The organism is Chroococcidiopsis cubana SAG 39.79, from assembly GCF_003991895.1.
Classification (GTDB): Bacteria; Cyanobacteriota; Cyanobacteriia; order Cyanobacteriales; family Chroococcidiopsidaceae; genus Chroococcidiopsis; species Chroococcidiopsis thermalis.
Genome location: NZ_RSCK01000001.1, coordinates 22,650 through 47,960, shown reverse-complemented (window position 1 = coordinate 47,960; position 25,311 = coordinate 22,650). Strand labels below are relative to the sequence as shown.

Here is a 25,311-nt window from a genome sequence, read left to right as displayed (position 1 = left end):
TCAATGAATCAGTTTATTAACCTCAAGAGGACAAGTTTATGACATCCAATCAAACTCAACGTTTTGCCGGAAAAGTTGCTTTTGTCACTGGCGCAACAAGCGGCATCGGTCGAGCGACCGCGATCGCGTTTGCACAAGAAGGCGCAAATGTCGTCGTAGCAGACAAAGCTGAAAAGGGCTTGCAGGAAACAGCCCGCCTCATAGAGGAACACGGCAGTAAAGCCCTAGCCGTCAGTTGCGATGTGGCGAAGGCTGATGATGTAAAAGCCGCTGTGGAACAAGCCGTTACCACCTTTGGTCGGATCGATGTGGCTTTTAACAATGCAGGAGTAGAGCAGCCGTATGGTGCCATTGCCGATGTCACGGAAGACGACTGGGATCGCATCGTTGCCATCAATTTGCGCGGCGTTTTTCTTTGCATGAAGTACTTGGTGCCCATCATGCTCAAGCAGGGCGGCGGTGCGATTGTTAACACTTCTTCGAGTGGTGGTGTGATTGGTATTAGTGGGCAAGCGGCTTATGCGGCTACAAAGTTTGGTGTTATCGGTCTGACGAAATGTGCTGCGCTCGACTATGCAAAATCGAACATTCGCGTGAACGCCATCTGTCCAGGAATCATTGACACGCCGATGATCCAACGGGTTGCCTCAGGAGCGCCCGACGGGTATGACAGCATGATTGCTCAAGAGCCGATCGGACGCTTAGGCAAGCCTGAGGAGATTGCGTCAGCGGTCTTGTGGCTGAGTTCGACTGAGGGTGCTTTCGCAACTGGAAGTGCGATGGTGGTTGATGGCGGACAGACCGTTGGCATTGGCGTAGGATAAGCATTCAAGTCAGAAGTATAAGGTTCGCAGCTAGTTGCAACTCAGTGCTATGTGGCTTCTGTCAGCCCCAGTTCTGCTGCATTGATCGACAACCTAGACGGCAGCCAGACTAACCTGGCTGCTTCAAAAATTCATATCCCTACCGATAGAGCAAGTGATGAGTGCCGAATCTCTACGATTGGGGGCAACCCAAACCGCATCTCAAAGATTTTGTATTCTTAGGAGCATTATTCATGTCCAACGCCAAAGCCTACTCTGCTGCCAGTGCAACCTCACCCCTGGCTTCCGATACGATCGAGCGGCGCGATCTGACCGAAACTGATGTACAGATCGAAATTCTCTTCTGCGGCATCTGCCACTCCGATCTCCATGCCGTGCGAAACGAATGGAGCAACACGACATACCCGATCGTCCCTGGTCATGAAATCGTCGGTCGCGTCACTCAAGTCGGTTCAGCAGTCACAAAGTTCAAGTCCGGCGATCCCGTAGGAGTCGGCTGCCTTGTGGACTCAGACGGCACTTGCCCCCAGTGCAAAGCAGGTCTCGAACAGTTCTGCCCCAATCAGACCCAGACCTACAACTCTCCAGATAAACACATTGGAGGAATCACCTATGGCGGCTACTCCGATCGCGTCGTCGTTGACGAACACTTCGTGCTGCGTGTCCCCCCGAATCTCGATCTGGCTGGAGTCGCGCCGCTGCTTTGTGCAGGTATCACCACCTATTCGCCCCTGCACCACCACGGTGTGACGAAGGGCATGAAAGTTGGCGTGATCGGTCTGGGTGGACTGGGACACATGGGCGTAAAGTTTGCCCATGCGCTCGGTGCCCATGTTGTCGTCTTCACCACATCACCCGACAAGAAGGAAGACGCGCTTCGTCTCGGTGCGGATGAAGTCGTTGTCTCCCGTAATGCGGACGAGATGCAGAAACACACGGGTAGCTTCGACTTCATCCTCGATACCGTCTCCGCTGCTCACGACATTAACGCCTATCTCAATTTGCTCCGTCCTGACGGCAACCTCACCCTGGTTGGCGCACCCCCAAAGCCTTTAGAAATTGCGGCATTCAGTCTGATTATGGGTCGTCACAGTCTCTCTGGCTCGAACATTGGTGGCATTGCTGAAACCCAGGAAATGCTTGACTTTTGTGGCGAACACAACATTACTGCCGATGTCGAAGTCATTCCGATTCAGAAGGTCAATGAAGCTTACGATCGCTTGCTCAAATCCGATGTGAAATACCGCTTCTCGATCGATATGGCATCACTCAAATCTGAATAATTGAGGTTTCACCTCGAAGGAGTCGCAATGCAAAAACGCAAACTTGGAAACAGCAACGACTGCTCGCAGAGGAGGTGAGCATGAATACCACCCGCTTGGAGGCATTCAGTGACGGTGTTTTCGCGATCGCCACCACCCTGCTGGTGCTCGAAATCAAAGTGCCACCACCCGATACAGCGCTTGGGGCAGAACTCCTCCAGCTCTGGCCGTCCTACCTCGCCTACGTGGCAAGCTTTGTGGGGATCGGCACAATCTGGATCAACCACCACGGCATGTTCCAGCACATTGTCCGCGTAAATGGAACTCTGTTGCTACTTAACGTCCTCCTCCTGATGCTCATTGCATTCCTACCGTTCCCAACCGCCGTACTCGCCGAAGCGTTTCACCGCGGAACGGACGAGCCAGTTGCTGCTGCATTCTATGGTGGGATCTTCACTGTAATCGGTATCTTCGTCACCTCTATGTGGTGGTACGCGGCTCGCGGGCATCGGCTGCTCGACCCCCATCTCCCAGTGAACAAGGCACGGCAGATCGAACGGCAGTTCCTTATTGGTCCGATCGCTTACGCGATCGCTACCGTAGTCGCGCTGATCGTGCCCTGGCTGGCGCTGCTGCTCTTCATCCTCCTCAGCCTCTTCTATATCTGGCCTCGCTGGGGTCACGAGAGCGCTCCGTCCCACATCGGCGACCCTACTACAAGCAGGGAGCACAGCGAAGGCGGTTGACAATAACGGGAGCGATCGACGACGAACAGTTTTAATACTTTGTTAGGTGAAGAATTGAGGGAGAAAAATAATGACGACGAACGAGAATGGAAACTTCGCGGGCAAGGTTGCGTTTGTAACCGGAGCAGCGAACGGCATCGGTCGAGCTACAGCGCTGGCATTTGCCCGTGAGGGCGCGAGTGTAGTAGTCGCTGACATTTCAGAAGAGGGCAATCAAGAAACAGCCCATATGATTGAGAAACTCGGTGTCCGGGCACTAGCCGTCCGCTGCAACGTCGCTGACGAGGTTGAGGTCGCAGCCATAGTCGAGCAGACGGTCGCCAGCTTCGGTCGTCTGGATGCGGCGTTCAACAACGCTGGTGTGATGATTCCTGCTGTTGAAACCGCGGACACCAGCGGCGACGATTTCGATCGCGTGACCGCGATCAATCTGCGCGGTGTCTGGAACTGTATGAAGCACGAGCTGCGCCAGATGCGCGCACAGGGCAGCGGGACCATCGTGAACTGCTCGTCGATTGGCGGTCTGATCGGTATCCCTGGTCGAGCTATCTACCACGCATCCAAGCACGGCGTGATCGGTCTGACGAAGAGCGCCGCGCTCGAATATGCCTCCCGCGGCATTCGCATCAACGCGGTGTGTCCAGGAACGATCGAGACACCCATGGTGATGGGCATGATGGATAGGGAGTCGATCGCCAGGGAAGACTTTCTACGCGACCTGCCGATCGGGCGACTTGGTCAGCCGGAGGAGATTGCCGCCCCCGTCCTGTGGCTATGTTCGGAGGCAGCATCCTTCGTCATCGGGCACGCGCTCATGGTCGATGGGGGCTACACCGCACAATAAGCCAAACTTTAAGAGCAGTATTGGCACTGGCTCATGGAACATTGACTCAGAAACACAATGTGTACTTTTCTCAGCCCAATTAATCCCTGTCCGGTGCGACGTGACGCGAACCGAGGACGTGAAGGTGGCTCTGGACAAAACCATTGAGACTTTTTCATGTGCTAGGGTCAATCGGTGTAGCGATGGCAATCTAGGCAACACGAGGCTGGAAAACTCGCCCACGATGAGCAGCGATTGCAAAGAAGGTGACTGATAACGGCGCGCTCGATCGGTAGCGAATAATATCAGTTCGACATCTACAGAGAAAAACAAAGTATCATTACCGAATGGCACTAAGATAAGGTGAAATGCTGGCGAGAGAGGGCATTGCAGGCTTTTGTAGATTTCTATAGTAGGCAGACAGGTCAGAGGGATTGCAGATCGCCAAGCGCCGAGCATAAGCGTAGTGACAATGCAAGGGGATTCCAAGTTTTTTACGTAGGTAGAAAAAGCTTACTCGTTCGTGAAATACTGATCGACGACACGAATAAGCTGATACACAACTACTACTGTGACAAATCGCGTGAAAATCCTCAAGGAAAAATTTAGCCAAAGTCTGGGGTTACCGTTTGAAGAGTTATTACCAGTATCTGTAATTGAGCAAGTGATGAACGAGCTAAATATTAAATATCGTCGTCGATTGTTTGACCCAATCGTGACTCTGTGGGCATTCCTATCTCAAGTTTTGGATGTTGATAAAAGCTGCCATAATGCAGTGAGCCGAGTCATTGCTTATTTGGTAAGTGAAAAATTAGAAATTCCTTCAACCGATAGCAGTGCTTACTGTCAAGCACGTGCGAGATTGTCAGAAAAATTATTGCAAAAACTCTTTGGCAAAGTCGCAAGAGATTTAGAAGAGAAAGTGACAGTAGAACATTTGTGGTGTAGTCGTCATGTGAAAGTAATAGATGGCTCAACTGTCTCAATGCCAGACACTGTAGAAAACCAAAAAGCTTACCCGCAACCAAAGAGTCAAAAGCCTGGATGCGGGTTTCCAATTGCAAAAATAGGTGTAGTATTTAGTTTAGCTACTGGAGCCGCTGTTGCCCTATGTATCGATGTTCTAAACACTCATGATATTAAACTTGCTCGTCAGCTCTATCAGTTTCTCAATCCCTCAGATGTGCTTTTAGGGGATAGGGCTTTTTGCGCTTATGCCGATTTGATTGTCATTAAAAATCTTGGTTGTGACGCAGTATTTCGTAAACATCAATCTCGGAAAACAGCCGTGCAAAAAGGTAAAATAACTGGGTCAAGCGATAAGTTTGTTACTTGGTATAAACCGAAGAGATGTCCCGCAGGTTTGAGTCAGTCGGAATTTATGACTTTACCCCCCAGCTTGACTGTGCGAGAAATTTACTATTACATTATCATCCCTGGCTTTCGCACTCAACGAGTGAGTTTAATTACTACTTTATTGGATACAACAATTTATTCTGCCTTGGAAGTTATGAAACTTTATGGTGAACGATGGCAGGTTGAACTGAATTTAAAACATTTAAAAACAACTTTGGGAATGGAGGTTTTACGATGTAAAACTCCTCAAATGGTACGCAAAGAGCTTTATATTTATTTGCTTGCCTATAATCTGCTCCGTACCTTAATGTGGACGGCTGGTAATACTTATGGTACGCCTCCCTTGCGCTTATCTTTGCAAGGAACTCGCCATCATTTCGATAATTTTATTCCGGAATTACTAGCCGCAACTTTAACACAACGCGACCAAATTTATTGCACTTTGCTAAAAGTTATTGTTCACAAGTCTGTTCCCGAGCGCCCAGGAAGAAGTGAACCACGAGTCCGTAAACGCCGCCCTAAATCTTATCCATTAATGAAACAGCCTAGACATCAGTCTGCTGTGCAGTTGCCAACTGCTTGATTCATAAGCCTTTTCGCTTATCTTAGTGCCATTCGTATCATTACCCTCTCCACAACACCCCAAGCATGAAACGGTGGTACTCATCCTTAGAACTAACAGGGCTACCAGGGCTACCCTCACATAGAGGAAACATCACGAGGAAAGCTTTAGCTGAAGGTTGGCATTTTCAACAACGCAATGGTCGGGGCGGTGGTCGAGAATACGCCTATGAAAGTCTACCTGCTCAAACTCAAGCTGCACTACATAAAAGCGATCGCATCTGCCAAAACTATGATGATTCTGATGATGAAACAAATAAACGCAATGAATCTGTATCTAGAAAATTAACTCCTACAGAAGCTTCAGCAATAGCATTTGAGACAATTGATAATCAACCATCAAAACTTTATAAGCAAGCACCTAAAGTAAAAGCTAAAGGAGGACTCGTTGAACAGCGTACTGATGCTTGGCTAGAAATCATCAAAGCTTACGAAACTTGGTGCGAATCATCAAATTGTAACAGTGTATTAATACGCGATCTAGAGTTTGCTAAAGCTTACAACGACAGGCAATTGCGGCTTGCTAACTGGGTGTACCAGTACGTACCCCAAATTAGTCGTTCTACCCTCAAAGCAAAAAATAAGTGCCGAAGAACAGCAAACTCCTTGCAGGCTCTAGGTGGCAATTATGGCAATCGCAAAGGCAAAGGGAAAATTGACTCTAACCCAGAATTAAAACAGGCGATCGAAACCTGCATTGCTGTAGGTGGAAAACATTGGGGAGCAATTCAAATCTATGAGATTTTGTTACTTGAGTTTGGTTACGAATCCCAAGATTTCTCGTTAGGACAACTGCGCTCGTGGATCGGGCAATTTCGCGCAGAGAATCCACAAAAGTGGTCAATGTATATGCAGCCAGATCGGTTTAAAGGAATGGTGGCTCCTGCATTTGGTTCGCGCTCCTATGGAGTTGTACGTCCCAATCAAGTCTGGGAAATAGATAGCCTAAACGTCGATCTTATTCTCAAGTATCAGTGTCAACTTTCACAAAACCTAAAAGTTAAACGTTACTCCTTGATTGGTTGTATCGATCTGTTTACTCGTAGAGCAATGCTGCTACTATCAGATACAAGTAAAGCAGAAGCCGTTTGTCAGCTACTTGCAGCAGCCATTCTTAAGTGGGGAGTTCCCGAAGGCGTTCGCACTGATTGGGGAAAAGAATATCTCAGTCGTCGAGTAAAACGATTTCTTAGCAATTTGGATATTCATACTGATGACTTACGTTGTTTACCAGGGCACCCCGAACAAAAGCCTTTTATTGAGCGATTTAACCGCACGTTTCAACACCGCGATCTGCCAAAATTACCTGGCTTTGTGGGGCATAACGTTGCAGAGCGACAAGCAATCAGAGCTAATCCAGATTGGAACAAAACCGCCGTAGAACTGGCAATGATGCCAGAGGAGTTTCAAACTTGGTGCGATGCTTGGTGCATTGGGTATGAGCGAAGATCCCACGGTCGCCCTGGAATTGGCTTGGAAGGCAAGTCGCCTCTAGAGGTGTTGACCGCCGCCGCAGAGCAGGGTTGGTCAATGGCGCAAATTAGTAATCCACGCGACCTAGATTTTTTGATGATGGCAGCACCAACTAAAGACGGGACGAGGATGGTAGGTCGTCAAGGTATTTCTGTTAACGGGCGATTGTATGTAGCTGGGGAGTTAGGAGGCTGGATTGGTAAACGAGTTTATGTCTGTTTCTCACCTCAAGACCTTACCTATATCTATATCTACAAGTCTTCATCTTTAACTCAATACATTTGTAAAGCTTTCTGGCGAGAGGCGAAAGAAATTGACCTAGCACAAATTGCCAGGCAAGCTACTGTTGCTTATGAACTTATTAGGCAACAAGTTAACCAAACCTGCAAGCGCGGACAGTCATTGCTACGCAAAATTGCTACTAATCCAATATCAGTTTTGGGAAATGTGCAGGAAGTCTTACCACTGGTACAGTCTCATCTTCATGATTATCCAGCCCTGAGCGCGATCGCACTGGCTATTGCATCAACAGAACCGCAGAACACGCAACCACAAATATCTGACCAGCAATACCAAGCAGAACTAGCACAACTAGAAGCAGTTGAGGCAGAGCAACTCAATAGGCAGCAGCAAGCGATTGCTCTTAGTATGCAATTAGAAAAGCTGTTTGAGTTCTGGCAGCAGGGAGGCGATCTCACAGAAATTCCTGCCCAAAGTTTGGCACAAGTAGCTACTTATTTGGAGTCTTCCCAGGGGAAAGGCTATTTAGGAGCGATCGCCGATTGTTCGCAACAAGAGTATCGCTTCAGTTCATGGCTAGCAAGGCAACAAAGCAAACAGCCTGTTGCCGTTGACTCTAATCAATTACTTATGGCGGTATTTGATGCGTGGAGTAAAGGGCTAGAAGCTTCAGCACAGCGACGAGAATTTGTAGCTCATTATATCCAACTTGCCGCAGGTAAGGGGACGCTGAATGCTCTGATTGAAGATAAACACGAGCAGCAACGCTTTTTAGCTTGGTTATCACAATCAAAAACGCTCACCGTGCAATCTACTGAACAAATTTATTGATATTGAATTTGAAGGCATCTCATGCGTTACAAATTAGTGAAAGTCAAAAATATCATCAGCCTTTCTAGTGCCTTTCAAGAATCGAAAGATAGTTCTGCGGCGGTTCCGCGTATGGGGCTAGTCTATGGTTTTACAGGAATTGGTAAGACTACTGCTATTGCTTGGTTAGTTAACAAAGAAAGTGGCATTTATGTTAGAGCGACATCAGTATGGAATCCCAGTGCTATGTTACAGGAAATTCTGATAGAACTATCACAGATGCTCCTAGTTTACCTTCTAAGATGCTTGCTTTAATTGTCCAACAGATGAAACTGAGTCAGCGTCCTTTGTTCATCGACGAAGCAGACTACCTGTTTAATAACCCGAAAATGCTAGAAGCGGCACGAGACATCCACGACCTAACGGCACTTCCTGTGTGGTTAATTGGCATCAATGGTATGGAGAAGCGACTAGCTAGTCGCAAGAAAATTTCTGGACGCACTTCTCAATGGGTAGAGTTTCAGCCTTGCGATTTTGAAGACACCCAGCTTCTAGCCAAAGAACTCTGTGAGATTGAAGTTCACCAAGACCTGCTAGCCAAGCTACATCATGCCTCAAATGGAAGTATTCGTTTAATCACAGTAGGCTTAAGTCGTCTTGAAGCTTTTACCAAAGCTCAAAGATGGCAATCTCTAAGTTATCAGCAATGGAGCGACCGACCATTTTTTCTAGCTAGACAAATGTAACAGTGGCTTAATCAGCCGTCAAGTTAGTGTGAAAAGACGTTCAAAAACAACAAAGAAATTAGCTAAAAGTGCTCGTCAACATCAAGCTAAATTAATTAATCCTGAAACTTTTTATTCCTCTCGTCCTTGGTGTGATATTTGGCTTGATAAGTTTAGTTGCCAACAACTAGAATTTTGGGTGCGGATAAACGATCTTAATTCTGTGAACTTGTTAGCTCAATTAGAGAAAGCAGGATTCTTACGCCGTGTTGATGAAAATAGCGATCTTCCACGATTTTTCCCAGAGTCTTCCTACTATAATGACTTGAAGTTCATTCTTATTGGATACAAGCCTCCTGCTCCGTATGCACTCATACCTCAGCGACGAGTCTTTCATCGTCCGAAATTTATTCGTTCTTGTCATCGTGCGTGGACAAGTATGAGGATTTTACATATTTTCAGTGCCTCCCAGATCTTAATTTGCTCGGAAATTAGCGAACTTGTAGTGCTAGAATTTGTTTATCAAATGCACAAAACTAATTTTCTGCGCTTAGTAGAAGGATGTGATGCAGAAATTTTAGGTAGTGAAAATATTTACCAATTAGTGAAAAATACCGGACCATCAGCCCCGCTTATATGTGCCGACGGCATCGTGTACGATATCAACACTCGCACCATTTACATGACTCAATATTAAATTTTGCTCAAGCAGTGCGCTGGCTTTAGTAGGAAGATACGCTTAAGGATACAGTTAGATACAGTTGTAATGATACAGTTAGATACACTTAACAAATGATTTGCTCTATTTTAATGTTTATCTACCGAAACTCCTAGCTGCTCCAAAGGATGAAAGCTTTGCTATACCTTAATTTTGACGGTTTCATTGTCAAGATACAGTTAGATATGAATTGAGATCCCAAATCATTCCATTTTCTACAGTGAAGAAGCTGCTGGAACTATTAGAAAACAAATACGGCATTCGCAAGTTTGCATCTCTTGAGCGGCTTGACCCGCAGATGTGTCCGATTCGTCCTTGCATTTACCATCAGGAGGCGATTCATGCAGCAGGTTGAATGGCTGGATCTCCCACTATGGGATGCGATCCAAGCAGCGATGACTGAGCCTGAAGACGCGAATTTAGCTTCGCTGTGGCAAGAAGTGGAAGCAGCGATCGTCGATTTCGATTGTTCTAGACAGTTGCAGGTAGCAGGCGAGGCAATTGTACGGATTACCGAGCTGTTTGAAGCGCGATCGCTCCGGGCGTTCGAGGAAATCCAAGCCACGACGAGTCATGATGGACCAGTCATGCCATCAAATGCCTTCGACCACTACGTGCGGCAAACAATGCAAATTGACTTTGAGCAGTACATCGAGCCATTAGTCAATCTGCCGCGTAAAACACCGCAATTGTGGGATGTCGAGCGGACGCGATCGATCGTTGCCTCCGTGGAACCCCAGACACTAATTGAGGCGCTAGAAAATCTAGAAATCGTCGCTCCAGAAGCGGCATACCGACAAGCGATTGCCGTCTCGCACGAAGAGGATGTTTCCCAGTGGGGGGCAGCGATCGCGACGTGGTTGAATCAGCACAAGCAGGCAGTACCATTGCTAAAGCTTGTGCAGTCGTTGGGAATGCCGCTGGTGCAGGTCTGGCTGGGGTTGCTGCACAATGGATTCGCGCTCGAACAACGCGGGGAATTTTATCAAACCAAGCATGTTTGGGTTTTGCGATAATGTCGGAATAGAATTCCTCCACACTCAGGCTGTTTTGGTTGATAGCAACTTCACCTGGCTGCGATTAAGCTTAGTTTTAGCAAAGGAAAAAATTTGGTCGTTAAGACCCAAACCCAGGCTAGCGTGACTCTTGGGGTTGCTGTTTCTTCCTAAGCATCCTATTCAAAATAAAGTGGACAGGGCTTGTTGTCCTCTCTAGATAATATATATAGATTTGGTCGCGTAAATGATGAAGACAAGCGAGCGGTTGCGGAGGAAACCTCCGCAATAAAGCCGCGCCTGTCCACTTTATTCGGAATAAACCCCTAACTTGCTTTTGGTTGAACTGATAGCGCTCGTAGCCCGTAGATATTGATGGAATCATATTGAACTAGCGGTCTCCAAACGCAACTTCTCGCAGCCGCTCCACATCGCGCATCGGTGGTTCACCGAACAGCCGCTTGTACTCTCGGTTGAAGTGCGAGGCATCGTCATACCCCACGCGGTAGGCGGTACTGCTCGCATCGAGATTTTGCCCCAGCATCAAACGGCGAGCCTCCTGGAGTCGCAGTTGCTTCTGGAACTGCAAAGGACTCATAGCAGTGACAACCTTAAAGTGATGGTGGAAGCCTGAGACGCTCATGCCAAGCTCTCGTGCAAGGCTTTCAATCCGCAGCGGTTGGTTAAAGTCTTTACGTAGTCGCTCGACTGCTTTAGCAATGTGGTGGGTGTAGCCTCCCAAAACTGCAATCTGACGAAGCCGATTCCCTTGCTTTCCCATTAGGAGTCGATAAATGATTTCCCGCTTAATCAGGGGAGCTAGAACATGAGCTTCAGCAGGGGAGTCGAGAAGCCTGACGAGCCGCACTACAGCGTTCAATAGATTTGCATCCAGTGGACTTACGTCGATCGCTTTGACACTGGCACCCCTTTGGGGTGAGGAATAACCTGCTTCAACCATGACTGAACCGACCAGGGCAGGGTCGAGATCGAGGCGAACGCTAAGGTACGGCTTTTCTTTGGACGCTTCCAGAATTTGGCTGATAACTGGAAGTTCGGCTGTAGCCAGGAGATAACGCATTGGGTCGTACTGATAGCGATCGCTACCCAGAAGCACTTCTTTGCTACCCTGAGCAATCACACAAAAAGCAGGCATAGAGACACTATGGCAGGGTTCCGCAACTGAGGAGACACGGTTGAAGTGTAATCCTTTCAGTGGCTCAATTTTCCCATCATGATGAATCGCCTGGGCAATCCGTTGAGTCAGTTCGTCTCGGTTGGCTTGCGCTTGGTCTGCCTCACGCTTTGCTTGCCGATCGTTCATTAAATTCGCATCAGACATTTCATTCGTTTTAGTAGCGTTCATCTTTAAGTTTGTAGGATTGTACAAAGATCTTAGACGATCGTTCTATTGCTTGTCCTTTAGGATTCGTAGAATGAAGCTAAGGCAATGAAAAGCAATTCTGGCTTCTTGTATGCATTATAGATTTTTATTTAAGAGAAAACTCAGTTTTGATTGGGCAAGAGATTTGCCTACTGACAATCATGCAAGGTATCAAGGCTAATTTTGCTTCTGAAAAAATTGCATCCCTAATGATAGAGGAGGTGATAAGTGCTTAGTCTCTACCCTTGGGATAACGATCGTGCAGGGCATCACGTGAAGGAATTAAGAAATGGATATCAAACGAAGTGGCTCACAGCCCTCCGCCAGAGGCTCGGACGAGTATTTTACTGGCACTGTCCGCATTGACCCCCTGTTCGAGGCGCACGATCCAGCCCGCACGTCTGGTGCCAGTATCACGTTTGAACCAGGTGCTCGAACCGCATGGCACACTCACCCGTTGGGACAAACCCCGATCGTCACGGTTGGCTGCGGTCTTGTCTAGCGATGGGGTGGATCGATCGAGCAAATTCGTCTGGGGAATGCGATCTGGTTTCCCCCTGGTGAGAAGCATTAGCACAGTGCTACAGCCACCACAGCGATGACACACATCGCTATTCAAGAACAGCTTGACGGCAAGACCGTGGATTGGATGGAACAGGTCAGCGACGAACAGTACTAGGCGGCAAAAGTAAACAAATAGGAGCATTCATGTACAACACCAAAGCTTACTCTGCAGTCAGTGAAACATCACCGCTATCTTCCACTACGATCGAGCGGCGCGATCCAACCGAGCATGACGTACAGATCGAAATCCTCTTTTGCGGTATTTGTCACTCCGATCTGCATTCAGTGCGGAACGAGTGGAGCGAATTCTTGCCCACGACCTATCCGATCGTTCCCGGTCATGAAATCGTGGGTCGTGTCACCCAGGTCGGCTCGGCAGTGACAAAGTACAAGCCCGGTGACCTCGCGGCAGTCGGTTGTTTAGTTGATTCGGATGGTACCTGTCCAAATTGCAAAGCGGGTCTTGAGAATTTCTGCCCGAATCAGATCCTCACCTTCAACGCTCCAGATAAGCACCTTGGAGGCGTTACCTATGGGGGCTACTCCGATAGCGTTGTCGTCGATGAACGCTTTGTTCTGCGGGTTCCCACCAACCTCGCTCTCGCTGGGACTGCACCGCTCCTTTGTGCGGGAATTACAACCTATTCACCCATGCGTCACTGGGGTGTCACCGAAGGCAAGAAAGTTGGCGTGGTCGGTCTGGGGGGATTGGGACATATGGGTGTGAAGTTTGCCCGTGCCTTCGGTGCTCACGTTGTCGTCTTCACCACCTCGCCTGACAAGACGGAAGATGCGCTCCGCCTTGGTGCTGATGAAGTGGTTGTCTCCCGCAATACTGACGAGATGCAGAAGCACGCTGGCAGCTTTGATTTCATCCTCGACACCGTCGCCGCCAAGCATGACATCAACGCCTATCTCAACCTGCTCCGCCTCGATGGTAATCTCACCCTAGTCGGTGTTTCCCCAAATCCCCTAGATGTTGCGGCATTCAGTCTGATCGCGGCACGCCGTAATCTTTCTGGCTCAAACATCGGTGGCATCCCTGAAACTCAGGAAATGCTAGACTTTTGCGGCGAACACAACATCACCGCCGATGTTGAAGTCATCCCCATTCAAAAAGTCAACGAAGCTTACGAAAGGCTGGTCAAGTCTGATGTGAAATATCGCTTTGTGATTGATATGGCATCTCTGAAATCTGAATAACTGGAAAAAAACAATGCAGAAAGTTATATTGAATAACGATCTTGAAATGCCTATTTTGGGTTTCGGTGTCTACCAGGTTCCTGATACCGAAGAGTGTGAAAGAAGCGTATGTGAAGCAATCCGTGTTGGCTATCGCTTGATTGATACCGCCGCTGCTTATGGTAACGAAGAAGCCGTTGGCAAAGCCATTGAAAGAAGTGGTGTCGCAAGGGAAGAGATCTTTGTCACCACAAAGCTTTGGATTCAGGATGCTGGCTACGAAAGGGCAAAAAAGGCTTTTGAACGATCGCTCAGGAAACTGCAATTGGATTATCTGGATCTCTATTTGATTCATCAACCCTATGGAGATGTCTACGGTTCCTGGAGAGCGATGGAAGAATTGTATCGGGAAGGGCAGATTCGAGCGATCGGTGTCAGCAACTTCCAACCCGATCGATTAATGGATCTGATGGTTTATAACGAAGTGATTCCTGCGGTCAATCAGATCGAGACCCATCCCTTCAATCAGCAAATTGAAACCCAAAAATTTTTGCAAGAAAACAAGGTTCAGATCGAATCCTGGGGACCCTTTGCGGAAGGTAAGAATAACATTTTCAGCAATGAACTACTACTTTCGATCGCCGAGAAATATCAGAAAACCGTTGCTCAGGTGATTCTGCGCTGGCTGACACAAAGAGGAGTAGTTGCGATTCCGAAATCCGTTCGCAAGGAAAGGATAGTTGAGAACTTCAACATTTTCGATTTTGAACTTAGCTCTGAAGATATGAATGCGATCGCAACGCTGGATACGAAGGTGAGTAGCTTCTTCGACCACCGCGATCCAGAAATGGTGAAACAGTTGAGTACCATGAAACTTGACATTTAGAATCACTGCGCTCCCGCTTGATTTGGCTCAGACAGCGGTTAACAACGAACGATAGCAGAGCTGCTAACTGCCCTTAAAGGAAAAATTGTGCAAAAACGAAAAGATCGAAGTGGAAAACACGGACTCGCTCTGCCCGGTCGCCGTCAAGTGCTTGGTGTTGGCATTGCGTTGGCTGCAACTTCATTGCTGCCTCGCAACAGGGCGCGGGCGCAGAACCAGAACACGCCGGGTGCCAGCACACCGCCGCAATCCACGCTCGGCGATCGGCGCAGGCTCGGCACCCTGGAAGTCTCTGCCGTCGGTCTTGGTGTTCAAAACATGAGCCGCACCTATCAACAGACCATTCCCACCCGTTCTGAGATGCTCAACATCATTCGGACAGCCTTTGACCGGGGTGTCACCTTTTACGACGCGGCGGAGGCTTACGGTCCGCATGAGGTGGAACGAATCTTGGGCGAAGGTGTGGCTCCGTTCCGAGATCGGGTTGCGATCGCATCGAAGTTCGGCTGGAACATCGACCTCGAAACTGGCAAGCGTCGTCCGGGACTCAACAGCCGCCCCGATCGTATCAAGTTGGTCGTCGAGGGTATGCTCAAGCGCCTCCGCACCGATCGCATCGATCTTCTCTACCAGCACCGAGTTGACCCACAGGTTCCAATTGAAGATGTCGCTGGCGCAGTCAAGGAGTTGATGGAGCAAGGCAAGGTTCTGCACTGGGGTCTGTCCGAGATGGGACCGAACACGTTGCGCCGCGCTCATGCCGAGTTGCCCGTGAGCGCCGTTCAGAATGAATATTCGATGCTGTGGCGTGGACCGGAAGAAGTGGTAATCCCTCTGTGCGAGGAACTGGGCATCGGCTTTGTTCCGTGGAGTCCGCTTGGCGTGGGTTTCCTGACGGGTGCCATTGATGCCCAAACGCGGTTCGCTCCCGGTGACATTCGCGGCGTTGAGTCCCGGTTCTCGCCCGAAAATCTGCCGCACAACCTGGCGCTCGTGGATTTAGTCAAAACCTGGGCTGTGCGGAAACAAGCCACTCCTGCCCAAGTCGCGCTGGCGTGGCTCCTAGCACAGAAGCCGTGGATCGTCCCCATTCCCGGCACGACACAGATGCCGCACATGATTGAGAACATTGGCGCGGTAACCGTCCAATTCACGTCTGCCGAACTCGCCGAACTGAACCGATCGGTTTCGGCGATCCAGATTCGCGGGGCACGTCTCCCAAACGAAGTGCTGGTCTTTTCGGGTGTAGAAGCGCCCTCGAAGCCCTAAACGTTCCAATTCCTCGCACGATCTCAATTCCGCAGCCATGAACACCAGCAACTACACAACCTACACAGCGGACAGTGTCAGCAAATCCATGTTTTCGTTCGACGCTACCGGAACGCAATGGGAGATCGAGACTCTTGAGCCGTTGGAACGGCAATTGCAGCAGCGAATTCTCAGGCGGATCGAAGCGTTCGACACCACGTACTCGCGGTTCCGTCCGGACTCCCTCGTGTCTCAGGTAGCCGCCTCTGAGGGGGGCTGTTTCGACTTCCCCGATGACTCGCTTGCCCTCTTCGATCTTTATGACCGACTCCATACAGCGACCGCAGGTGCCGTAGACCCGCTTGTTGGACGGGATCTCGAACTCCTCGGCTACGACCGGACGTATTCGCTCATGCCTGCATCGAACCTCATCCGTGCCGAGGCATACGCTTGGGGGAGAGCGACTTGGTCGAAGGATGTCCTGCGGGACGGCACATCGATCGTCACATGGTATCCACTTGTAATTGACGTTGGCGCGGTGGGGAAGGGCTACCTCGTGGATATTATCTCTGAGATCCTGCGCGAAGCCGGATTCACCCAGTTCGTTGTCGATGGTAGCGGAGATATGCGCCATTCGGGTGAGTCCAGCCTCCGAGTTGGGCTTGAGCACCCATTCGACCCGCTGCTGGCGATCGGTGTTGCTAATCTGCAAGATCGTGCCCTGTGCGCCTCTGCGGTCAACAAACGCGCTTGGGGCGACGGTCTGCACCACGTGCTTGATGCCCGGACTGGTGTCCCAGTTCGAGATGTGGTTGCGACGTGGGTTGTTGCCGATGATGCCGCGATCGCCGATGGACTAGCGACAGCGCTCTTCTTCACAAGGGCGGATCGTTTGGCAGAGGTCTTTAGGTTCTCGTACGTGCGGATGTTTGCTGATGGTCGAGCCGAAATCTCACAGAACTTCGACGGCAAGCTCTTCTCGTGAACGCGCATTTCTCAGCAGAAACACAGCCAACAGGGTGACACATGAGCAAGCCACACGACTTACAAAGTAAAGGAAAAGGTATGACTAGACTACTGAGCAAGAGGATGAAAGTCCCAATAGCATGGATTTCTGTGGCTCTGCTCGTAGCCGGATGTGCGGCTGTGGATAGGGAAGCCGCGCGTCCGACATCTGCCCCGAATACCGTTGTTACCCGTCCGAGATCGGCATCGAGTCAAGACTCCTCGTACGCAGATGGCGAATACACTGCGACTGGTCAATACGGAAGTCTCCCCTCATCCATTACCGTGACCGCCACCCTATCTAACAACGTCATCACTGCCGTCGAGGTCACTCCCCATGCCACAGATCCGACCTCACTCGACTACCAGGAACGTTTCGCCGACGCGGTTCCGGCAGAGGTGGTCGGTAGACCGCTCGACGAGGTGAGAGTGGGGCGACTCGCAGGTTCCAGCGGCACCCCCAACGGGTTCAACGCCGCGATCCAACGGATTAAGGAGCAGTCCCGTAGATAGGGGCGACAACCCCGAAGTGACGTTTCACAGCCACCAGCCAGACAGGACGGACGACGTGAATGCGTGCCAACTAGTAACACATCAAAGGAGAAAAACAATGCAAAAACGCAGACTTGGAAATAGTAATTTAGAAGTCTCGGCAATCGGTCTGGGCTGCATGGGGCTGGACTATGCCTACAGTCATACCCTCGAAAAGAAAGAAAGCATCTCCCTGCTGCAAGCCGCCGTGGAGCGTGGTGTCACCTTCTTCGATACTGCCGAAATGTATGGACCATTCACGAATGAAGAATTAGTGGGCGAAGCACTCAAACCCTACCGCGATCGCGTCGTCATTGCCACGAAGTTCGGCATCAAGTTACAGGACGGCAAGCAAGTGCAGGACAGTCATCCATCCAGCATCCGACAATCCGTAGAAGGTTCGCTGCAGCGGTTGCAGACCGATGCGATCGATTTGTACTACCAGCACCGCGTCGATACCCAAGTGCCGATCGAAGACGTAGCCGGAACTATCAAGGATTTGATTGGTGAAGGCAAAATCAAACATTGGGGGCTGTCAGAACCGGGAGTACAAACTATTCGTCGGGCGCACGCCGTTCAACCAGTAACTGCGGTTGAAAGCGAGTACTCCTTGTGGTGGCGGCGACCGGAAGAAGCCTTGTTGCCTACCCTGGAAGAATTGGGAATTGGTTTTGTGCCGTTCAGCCCTTTAGGTAAAGGTTTTTTGACGGGCAGTATCAGCAAAGACACAAAATTCGACAAATCCGACTTCCGCAGCATTGTTCCCCGGTTTACTCCAGAGGCGCTCGACGCTAACCAGTCCTTGGTGGATTTGTTGAAACAGGTAGCGAACCAGAAAAAAGCAACCGCAGCGCAAATCGCACTTGCCTGGATACTGGCACAAAAGCCTTGGATTGTACCAATCCCAGGTACAACCAAGCTGCATCGGTTGGAAGAAAATATTGGCGCAGCAAACATCGAACTTACACAAACCGAGTTGCAGAGTATCGATGAGGCATTGACACGAATTAAAGTGGCAGGCAATCGCTATCCAGAAGAGTTGGAAAAGCGAACGGGACTATAAACGGAATCCTTAACCACAGAACGATGACAAAAAAAAGGAGGTGCGTATGACCAATACACCGCAGCAGGACAAAACTCAATCTTCTATGAGAATCAGTGAAGCAGCACATAAACGTCATGAGGAACTCTTTCCAAACCACCAATCGACCCTGAAAGTTACCGACCCCGAACTGATCGAAATCTTTGACAACTTCGCCTTCGATGAAGTCATTGCGCTGAGCAAGCTGGATACCAAGACCAGGGTGATGCTGATTCTGGCATCGATCGTTGGCAGCCAAGCAGTCAGCGAATACAAAGTTATGGTGGGCGCTGCGCTCAATGTTGGAGTAACGCCGATTGAAGTCAAGGAGATCTTGTATCAGGCAGTACCCTATGTGGGGATGGCGAAAGCATTTGACTTCGTTCATGCCACGAATGAAGTGCTGTCTAGCAAAGGCATTCAATTACCTTTGGCAGGGCAATCGATCGCCAGCCCGGAAACACGCTACGATGAAGGCTTGGCAGTACAAAAAGCCATATTCGGCGAGATAATCGATCAAATGTATGAGCGATCGCCCCAAGACCAACTGCACATTCAAAAATTTCTGTCTGCCAATTGCTTTGGCGATTATTACACCCGCAATGGCATAGACATCGGTGTCAGGGAACTGCTCACACTATCTGTCCTCATTGCTCTAGGCGGGGTTGAATCCCAAATCAAGGGTCACATTCAAGGCAACCTAAATGTCGGAAACGGTAAAGATACCCTGCTGGATCTGATTACACAATTGTTGCCCTGGGTGGGATATCCACGAACCCTGAATGCGTTGCAATGCCTAAACGAAGTGGCAACGAAGTAATGACGATGTTAACGATTGAGTTGACATACAAAGTGGCGTTTGTGACAGGAACGTTCAAAGGTATTTCCGACTTCCGCACACGCTTCAGCAGACAAGAGAAAACCCAGTAGAGATTCTATGAGCAACAACATCGAAGGAAAAGTCGTCGCTATCACGGGCGCGAGCAGTGGGTTAGGCGAAGCAACCGCCCAGCTTCTCTCTGCACAGGGTGCCATCGTGGTGTTGGGGGCACGGCGCGTCGATCGCCTCCAGTCATTAGCAGACGAGTTGACCCGCAACGGCGGCAAGGCACTTGCCATTACTACAGACGTGACTCACCGTGACCAGGTGAAGGAATTGGTCGATGCAGCCGTTCAAACCTACGGGCGGATCGATGTGATGATTAATAATGCTGGGCTGATGCCGCAAGCACCCCTTGAACGCCTCCAAATCGACGAATGGGATCGGACGATCGATGTGAACATTAAGGGTGTGCTGTACGGCATTGCTGCTGTGCTGCCGTATATGAAGCAGCAGAAAGCTGGGCATATCATCAATGTCTCCTCTGTAGCGGGTCACAAGGTTGGACCCGGCAGCGCGGTCTATGCGGCGACCAAGCACGCTGTACGGGCTTTATCCGAAGGGCTGCGCCAGGAAGTGAAGCCCTACAATATCCGGACAACAGTAATCTCACCCGGCGCGGTTGCTACAGAGTTGCCGAACAGCGTGACCGATCCGGACACGGCCGATCGCATCCACAAGTTCTATAAGGAGATGGCGATTCCTGCTGATTCATTTGCACGGGTGGTCGCCTTCGCCATGAGCCAGCCAGAAGACGTAGATGTGAACGAAGTCCTGTTCCGACCCACGAGCCAGGCGCTATAAAATAATTCCAACCTTGAATCGCGAAACAAACGATTGCTGCGGCAATACCGCCGAGTGGATAGAAAAGGTGATGGAGAGATGCAAATGAAACGACTCGCGATGACTCTGATGTTAGTTTCTCTGCTTGTTTTAGGATTCGCCCATGCAGGACAGACACAAGTCTCGTCGGGTGATGGCGCACCAACAGTGCAGATTAGGCGAAGCGGTTCGCAGCCTTCTACCAAGGGGCAAGCCGAATATTTTACGGGTTCTGTCCGCGTCACCCCCCTGTTCCAGGCACAGAATCCGGCACGCGGGTCTGGTTCGAGTGTCACGTTTGAGCCTGGCGCACGCGCGGCATGGCACACCCATCCGTTGGGGCAAACCCTGATTGTGACGGCTGGATCTGGACTGGTTCAGCAGTGGGGCGGTCCAATTCAGGAAATCAGACCTAGGGATGTTGTCTGGATTCCGCCAGGAGTGAAACACTGGCATGGTGCTACACCAACCACAGCCATGACCCATATTGCCATCCAGGAAAATCTCGATGGCAGGGTCGTGAACTGGATGGAACAGGTGAGCGACGAACAATACAATGCGCCAGTCCGTCCGCCAGAGTCGTCCGATGCGTCGGCACGCTCTACCACGAGCAGTGTACAACCAACACCAGCCCAAAGAGCGATCGGCAACATCGCCCCCAAGTTAGTCGAGCTTACCGACAACGTGTTATTTGGCGATGTTTGGGAACGTCCCGAGCTTTCAAAGCGCGATCGCAGCTTGGCAACCGTCAGCGCGCTGATTGCCTTGAACCGTCCCGACCAACTTCGATCTCACCTCGCCCTCGCGCGCCAAAACGGCGTAACGCAGGACGAGTCGATCGAGACCATAACCCACCTGGCGTTTTATGCAGGCTGGCCGAACGCAGTAACTGCGATTTCCGTAGCTAAGGAAGTCTTCGAGAAGAAATGATGCCCAAGTGAAGGCGCTTGGGCACCTTCGGTGGATGCAGACCGTTAGAAGAGTCGGTGCGAAAAACAAATACTTGTCCAGGGCTTGTTCGAGGATGTTGCAAGGAGAATCATGGACGATAATCAAGAACAGAAAGATTTGAGTAGGGACGAAGAAACACTACTCGACGAACTCGGTATTGTCGGTGCTGCTCGCCGCAAATTCTTGGGGCAAAGTATGGCTGCTGCACTCGGCACCTTCGCCTTCCACCTGCTGGCTAAAGAGAAAGCCTTTGCTACACTCGCCGCTGCGCCCGACGCCGTGTTCGCCCAAAACGCTGGGGTAGAAAACGCCGTAATGGTCCTTTTGAAAATCAACGGCTCGACCCAACGCCTAGAAGTGGATTCGCGCACGGCACTGCTCGACGTCCTGCGCGAAAGACTGGGATTGACCGGCACCAAAAAAGGATGCGATCAAGGACAGTGCGGCGCTTGTACGGCGATCGTTGATGGACGCCGCGTGCTTTCGTGTCTGACACTTGCCGCGAGCTGCGAGGGGAAAGAGGTGACGACCATCGAAGGGCTGGCTGATGGCGACAATCTTCATCCGATGCAGGTGGCATTCATCAAACACGACGGCTTCCAGTGCGGCTACTGCACGCCGGGGCAGATCTGTTCCGCGGTGGCGCTTCTGCAGGAAGCCAAAAACGGTGACGCGAGTCACGTCACTAACAATTTGCGGACGAGCGCCCAGAATTTAGAACTCTCTGAGGAAGAAATCAGAGAACGCATGAGCGGTAACATTTGCCGTTGCGGTGCGTATCCAGGAATTGTTGCGGCAGTCAGAGAAGTTCATTCTGGGCGCGATATAGCCCAGACCTGGCATTTCGCGACCAATGAAGAAATTGCCGTTGCATTAAATGAGGGCAAAGCCAATGAAATCGTTTAAATATTCAAACACAACTGATGCGGTAAGCGCCGTTCGCACCGTTTCCGCTAATCAAACGGCAAAGTTTCTGGCAGGCGGGACAAATTTGATTGATTTGATGAAAGAATACGTCGAGCGTCCCAGCGAACTTGTTGACATCTCAGGTTTGAATCTGACGCAGATTAGCTCGACCTCGAAGGGAATTTCTATCGGCGCGTTAGCCAAAAATACTGACACGGCTAACCATGCGCTCGTCCGGCAAAATTACCCGCTGCTCTCAATGGCGATTTTAGCTGGTGCCTCCGCGCAGCTTCGTAATATGGCGACCAACGGAGGAAATTTAATGCAACGCACCCGTTGCCAGTATTTTTACGACATCGCTATGCCGTGCAATAAACGCGAGCCTGGCAGCGGATGCGGAGCGCTTCAGGGGCTTAACCGCATTCATGCCATTTTTGGCTATAGCAACAAATGCGTGGCGACTTACCCAGGCGATATGGCGAATGCGCTTTATGCGCTTGACGCGGTCGTGAGGATTCGTGGCACGAACGGGCGAGAACGCACAATCCCGATTCAGGATTTTCATCGCTTGCCAGGTAACACGCCGGAAAAAGATAACAATCTTCAGCATGGAGAATTGATCGTCGCTATCGAAATGCCGAGGAATAACTTCGCCAACAAGTCTTATTACCTAAAAGTTCGCGATCGCGCTTCATATGCTTTCGCACTGCTTGCCGTGGCTGCTGCTTTAGAAATAAGAGGCAACAACATCAAACAGGCACGCGTTGTTTTGGGAAGCGTCGCGCATAAGCCCTGGCGTTCAGCCGCAGCGGAAAGAGTTCTGATCGGAAAACCTGCGACAGAAGAAACATTCAAAGTGGCTGCCGAAGCGGCTCTGAAAGATGCGAAACCGCTCGAACATAACGGTTATAAAGTCGAACTTGGAAAACGCGCCATTGTTCTCGCTTTGCAGCGAGCGATGACGGGCGGTGCTGCGTAAGTAGGGAGGATAAAAGAAATGGCAAGATACATCGGAAAAGAAATGAGCCGCGTGGACGGTGTCGCAAAAGTTACGGGTAAGGCTAAATACGCTGCGGAATTTAAGGTTCCCAATCTCGCTTACGGTTTTATCGTGACGAGCAGCATTGCCAAAGGCACGATTCGATCGATTGACACGAAGGAGGCGAGCCGCGCGCCCGGAGTGATTCGCATTCTCACCCACGAAAACTACCCGAAGCCCGCGCCGCCTACTGCCCCAGAACTAAACTCGTCGACCGGCTTGGATGAACGCGATAAATCTTTTCGCGCGCTGCAATCGAATCAGATTTTCTTTAACATGCAGCCGATTGCCCTCGTGCTGGCTGAGACATTCGAGCAGGCGCGTTATGCCGCACGCCTCGTCAAGGCTACTTACAACGAAGAAAAGCCGACGACCGATCTGGAAAGTTCATTGGACAAGGCTGTTGCTATCGATCCACAGCGTGCTGCCATTCCACGGGATGCCGTAAAACCGCGCGGAAATCCCGTGCAGGCTTTTCAATCTGCGCCTGTGAAAATCGCAGCCGAATACACGATTCCTATCGAGCATCACAACCCGATGGAGCCGCACGGCGCGATCGCTTTTTGGGAAAACAATAAGCTGACGATCTTCGATAAAACGCAGGGCGTTTATGTCGTTCGCCAGCATTTAGCGACGAGTTTTAACATACCCGAAGAAAACGTGCAGGTGATTTCGCCGTTTGTCGGCGGAGCGTTCGGCTCATCTCTGAGACCGAATTATTACCCGGCGCTGACGGCGATGGCGGCGCGTGTCATCAAGCGTCCCGTGAAAGTGGTTTATACTAGGCAGCAGATGTATACGGGACACGGCTATCGCCCGCATACCTGGCAGAAAGTTTCGCTCGGAGCCCAAAGAAACGGAAAGCTGACGGCGATCGTTCACGACTCAAGAAATAATTCCTCAACTTTCCAAGATTGGGTAGAAAATACTACGGAATTTCCGCGCACGCTTTATGCTTGTCCAAATGCGGATACGCCGCAAAGAATTGTTAGAACCAACTTGCCAACTCCTGCCTCGATGCGTGCTCCGGGTGCCGTTTCGGGAATATTCGCGCTCGAATGCGCGATGGACGAGCTGGCTTACGCGCTCAAAATAGACCCGCTCGAATTACGGCTGATCAACTACACCGAAGTCGATCCAGATACTAAAAAACCATACTCAAGCAAGGCTCTGCGCGAATGTTATCGGCTCGGCGCGGAAAAGTTCGGCTGGAAGAATCGCAAATTCGAGCCGCGTTCGATGCGGGACGGACGATTTCTGGTCGGATGGGGAATGGCGACCGGAGTTTGGGGCGCGTGGCAGCGACCGGCATCGGCGAAAATCACTTTGAAGTCCGACGGCACCGCACACGTCGCGAGCGCCACGGCGGACATCGGACCTGGAACCTACACGGTGATGACTTCGATCGCCGCCGAATACCTCGGTTTACCCGCCGAACAAGTGAAGTTTGAACTCGGCGACACGAAATTCCCAGAAGCGCCAGTGCAGGGCGGTTCATTCACCACAGCGAGCGTCGGCACGGCGATTTATGAATCGGCACAAAACATCAGACGAAAACTGTTAGATTTGGCTAATAAAGATACGGCTTCGCCTTTCAAGACAGCGAAAATCGAAGATGTCGAGCTGCTTGACGGAAAGCTGCAAAGCAAAAATAATTCGTCGCAATCGATAAATATTTTCGAGTTAATGCGGCGGAACAATCTGACCGAACTGGTTGATGTCCACGAAGCTAAACCATCACCGGAAAGAGAAAAATACGCGACTGGCGCTCACGGCGCTCAATTTGTGGAAGTCAAAGTTGACCCAGATGTGGGGACTGTCCACGTCACGCGCGCCATTGAAGTGACCGCCAGCGGCAAGATAATGAATCCGAAAACTTCGCACAGCCAGGAAATCGGCGGCGTTGTCTGGGGCATTGGGATGGCGCTGCAAGAGGCGACTGAAATCGACCACCGCTATGGGCGCATCATGAATCCCAATTTACAGCACTATCATGTGCCGGTTAATGCCGATATTTTGGAGATCGAAACAATATTCGTTGAGGAGGACGATAAGATCGTCAACCCACTCGGAGTCAAGGGCATGGGCGAACTTGGCATGGTTGGCATTCCGGCGGCGATCGCCAACGCTATCTTTCATGCCACGGGCAAACGCATCAGGGATCTGCCGATTACACCGGACAAGCTGCTGTGAGTGAGGTCAATTTGATGAATGAAGTGCGCACGGTAGTTGAAGCGTT

General features: G+C 50.4%; 23 protein-coding genes and 1 pseudogene. 23 read left to right on the top strand and 1 reads right to left on the bottom strand.

Features of this window, described 5'->3' with window-relative positions:
- Positions 1-38: 38 nt before the first annotated feature.
- The 11 genes from DSM107010_RS00240 to DSM107010_RS00200 all read left to right on the top strand — a co-directional run bounded on the left by DSM107010_RS00240 (position 39) and on the right by DSM107010_RS00200 (position 10,614).
- Positions 39-824 (top strand): SDR family oxidoreductase, encoded by a 786-nt coding sequence (locus tag DSM107010_RS00240; RefSeq protein WP_106167100.1) that lies wholly within the window; start codon positions 39-41, stop codon positions 822-824.
- 233 nt (positions 825-1,057) lie between these two features.
- Complete coding sequence (locus DSM107010_RS00235; RefSeq protein ID WP_106167121.1) at positions 1,058-2,107, top strand: NAD(P)-dependent alcohol dehydrogenase; 1,050 nt, start codon at positions 1,058-1,060, stop codon at positions 2,105-2,107.
- Positions 2,108-2,187: 80 nt separating this feature from the next.
- Positions 2,188-2,832, top strand: a complete 645-nt coding sequence (locus DSM107010_RS00230) for a TMEM175 family protein (protein ID WP_106167102.1) — start codon at positions 2,188-2,190, stop codon at positions 2,830-2,832.
- A 70-nt stretch (positions 2,833-2,902) separates the two neighbouring features.
- The gene (locus tag DSM107010_RS00225; RefSeq protein ID WP_106167104.1) at positions 2,903-3,676 is read left to right on the top strand and encodes an SDR family oxidoreductase; all 774 of its coding nucleotides are present in this window, start codon (positions 2,903-2,905) and stop codon (positions 3,674-3,676) included.
- Between the two features lie 550 nt (positions 3,677-4,226).
- Positions 4,227-5,594 carry an IS4 family transposase gene (locus tag DSM107010_RS00220; RefSeq protein WP_106167106.1) on the top strand — a complete coding sequence of 456 codons (1,368 nt, stop codon included), beginning with the start codon at positions 4,227-4,229 and terminating at the stop codon, positions 5,592-5,594.
- 65 nt (positions 5,595-5,659) lie between these two features.
- Positions 5,660-8,176, top strand: a complete 2,517-nt coding sequence (locus DSM107010_RS00215) for a Mu transposase C-terminal domain-containing protein (protein ID WP_127022039.1) — start codon at positions 5,660-5,662, stop codon at positions 8,174-8,176.
- A 21-nt stretch (positions 8,177-8,197) separates the two neighbouring features.
- Entirely contained in the window at positions 8,198-8,470 is a 273-nt protein-coding gene (locus tag DSM107010_RS39235) for a TniB family NTP-binding protein (protein WP_199755329.1), read from the top strand.
- On the top strand, positions 8,458-8,901 hold the full coding sequence (locus tag DSM107010_RS39230) for a TniB family NTP-binding protein (protein WP_199755328.1): 444 nt from the start codon (positions 8,458-8,460) through the stop codon (positions 8,899-8,901). Before DSM107010_RS39235 ends, DSM107010_RS39230 begins: the two co-directional genes overlap by 13 nt.
- Positions 8,902-8,929: 28 nt before the next feature.
- Positions 8,930-9,577 carry a hypothetical protein gene (locus DSM107010_RS00205; RefSeq protein WP_106167109.1) on the top strand — a complete coding sequence of 216 codons (648 nt, stop codon included), beginning with the start codon at positions 8,930-8,932 and terminating at the stop codon, positions 9,575-9,577.
- A gap of 211 nt (positions 9,578-9,788) precedes the next feature.
- Positions 9,789-9,953 carry a hypothetical protein gene (locus tag DSM107010_RS38040; protein ID WP_158631706.1) on the top strand — a complete coding sequence of 55 codons (165 nt, stop codon included), beginning with the start codon at positions 9,789-9,791 and terminating at the stop codon, positions 9,951-9,953.
- A complete protein-coding gene (locus tag DSM107010_RS00200; RefSeq protein ID WP_106167111.1) occupies positions 9,940-10,614 on the top strand; it encodes a hypothetical protein in 675 nt (224 codons plus the stop codon). Before DSM107010_RS38040 ends, DSM107010_RS00200 begins: the two co-directional genes overlap by 14 nt.
- A gap of 370 nt (positions 10,615-10,984) precedes the next feature.
- Here the strand turns inward: DSM107010_RS00200 and DSM107010_RS00195 are convergent, their stop codons facing one another.
- Positions 10,985-11,959 carry an AraC family transcriptional regulator gene (locus DSM107010_RS00195; RefSeq protein WP_106167114.1) on the bottom strand — a complete coding sequence of 325 codons (975 nt, stop codon included), beginning with the start codon at positions 11,957-11,959 and terminating at the stop codon, positions 10,985-10,987.
- A gap of 307 nt (positions 11,960-12,266) precedes the next feature.
- On the opposite strand from DSM107010_RS00195, the pseudogene DSM107010_RS42775 reads away from it, so the two are divergent.
- From DSM107010_RS42775 to DSM107010_RS00130, 12 genes and pseudogenes are all read left to right on the top strand, one after another.
- Positions 12,267-12,656 (top strand): annotated as a pseudogene (locus DSM107010_RS42775) ((R)-mandelonitrile lyase).
- Between the two features lie 29 nt (positions 12,657-12,685).
- Positions 12,686-13,744, top strand: a complete 1,059-nt coding sequence (locus DSM107010_RS00185) for an NAD(P)-dependent alcohol dehydrogenase (protein ID WP_106167116.1) — start codon at positions 12,686-12,688, stop codon at positions 13,742-13,744.
- 13 nt (positions 13,745-13,757) lie between these two features.
- The gene (locus DSM107010_RS00180) at positions 13,758-14,609 is read left to right on the top strand and encodes an aldo/keto reductase (RefSeq protein ID WP_106167118.1); all 852 of its coding nucleotides are present in this window, start codon (positions 13,758-13,760) and stop codon (positions 14,607-14,609) included.
- An 87-nt stretch (positions 14,610-14,696) separates the two neighbouring features.
- The gene (locus DSM107010_RS00175; protein WP_199755327.1) at positions 14,697-15,878 is read left to right on the top strand and encodes an aldo/keto reductase; all 1,182 of its coding nucleotides are present in this window, start codon (positions 14,697-14,699) and stop codon (positions 15,876-15,878) included.
- A gap of 37 nt (positions 15,879-15,915) precedes the next feature.
- Positions 15,916-16,842 (top strand): FAD:protein FMN transferase, encoded by a 927-nt coding sequence (locus tag DSM107010_RS00170; protein WP_199755326.1) that lies wholly within the window; start codon positions 15,916-15,918, stop codon positions 16,840-16,842.
- 630 nt (positions 16,843-17,472) lie between these two features.
- A complete protein-coding gene (locus DSM107010_RS00160; RefSeq protein WP_127022036.1) occupies positions 17,473-18,456 on the top strand; it encodes an aldo/keto reductase in 984 nt (327 codons plus the stop codon).
- An 85-nt stretch (positions 18,457-18,541) separates the two neighbouring features.
- Positions 18,542-19,294: a carboxymuconolactone decarboxylase family protein gene (locus DSM107010_RS00155; RefSeq protein WP_127022145.1), complete on the top strand. Its 753-nt coding sequence runs from the start codon at positions 18,542-18,544 to the stop codon at positions 19,292-19,294.
- Positions 19,295-19,411: 117 nt separating this feature from the next.
- Positions 19,412-20,158 (top strand): SDR family oxidoreductase, encoded by a 747-nt coding sequence (locus DSM107010_RS00150; protein ID WP_127022033.1) that lies wholly within the window; start codon positions 19,412-19,414, stop codon positions 20,156-20,158.
- Between the two features lie 84 nt (positions 20,159-20,242).
- Positions 20,243-21,106 carry a (R)-mandelonitrile lyase gene (locus DSM107010_RS00145; protein ID WP_127022030.1) on the top strand — a complete coding sequence of 288 codons (864 nt, stop codon included), beginning with the start codon at positions 20,243-20,245 and terminating at the stop codon, positions 21,104-21,106.
- 111 nt (positions 21,107-21,217) lie between these two features.
- A complete protein-coding gene (locus DSM107010_RS00140) occupies positions 21,218-22,033 on the top strand; it encodes a 2Fe-2S iron-sulfur cluster-binding protein (protein WP_127022027.1) in 816 nt (271 codons plus the stop codon).
- Positions 22,020-23,012 carry an FAD binding domain-containing protein gene (locus DSM107010_RS00135; RefSeq protein WP_127022024.1) on the top strand — a complete coding sequence of 331 codons (993 nt, stop codon included), beginning with the start codon at positions 22,020-22,022 and terminating at the stop codon, positions 23,010-23,012. The genes DSM107010_RS00140 and DSM107010_RS00135 overlap by 14 nt, the downstream gene beginning before the upstream one ends.
- Before the next feature lie 18 nt (positions 23,013-23,030).
- Entirely contained in the window at positions 23,031-25,265 is a 2,235-nt protein-coding gene (locus DSM107010_RS00130) for a xanthine dehydrogenase family protein molybdopterin-binding subunit (RefSeq protein WP_127022021.1), read from the top strand.
- Positions 25,266-25,311: the final 46 nt, after the last annotated feature.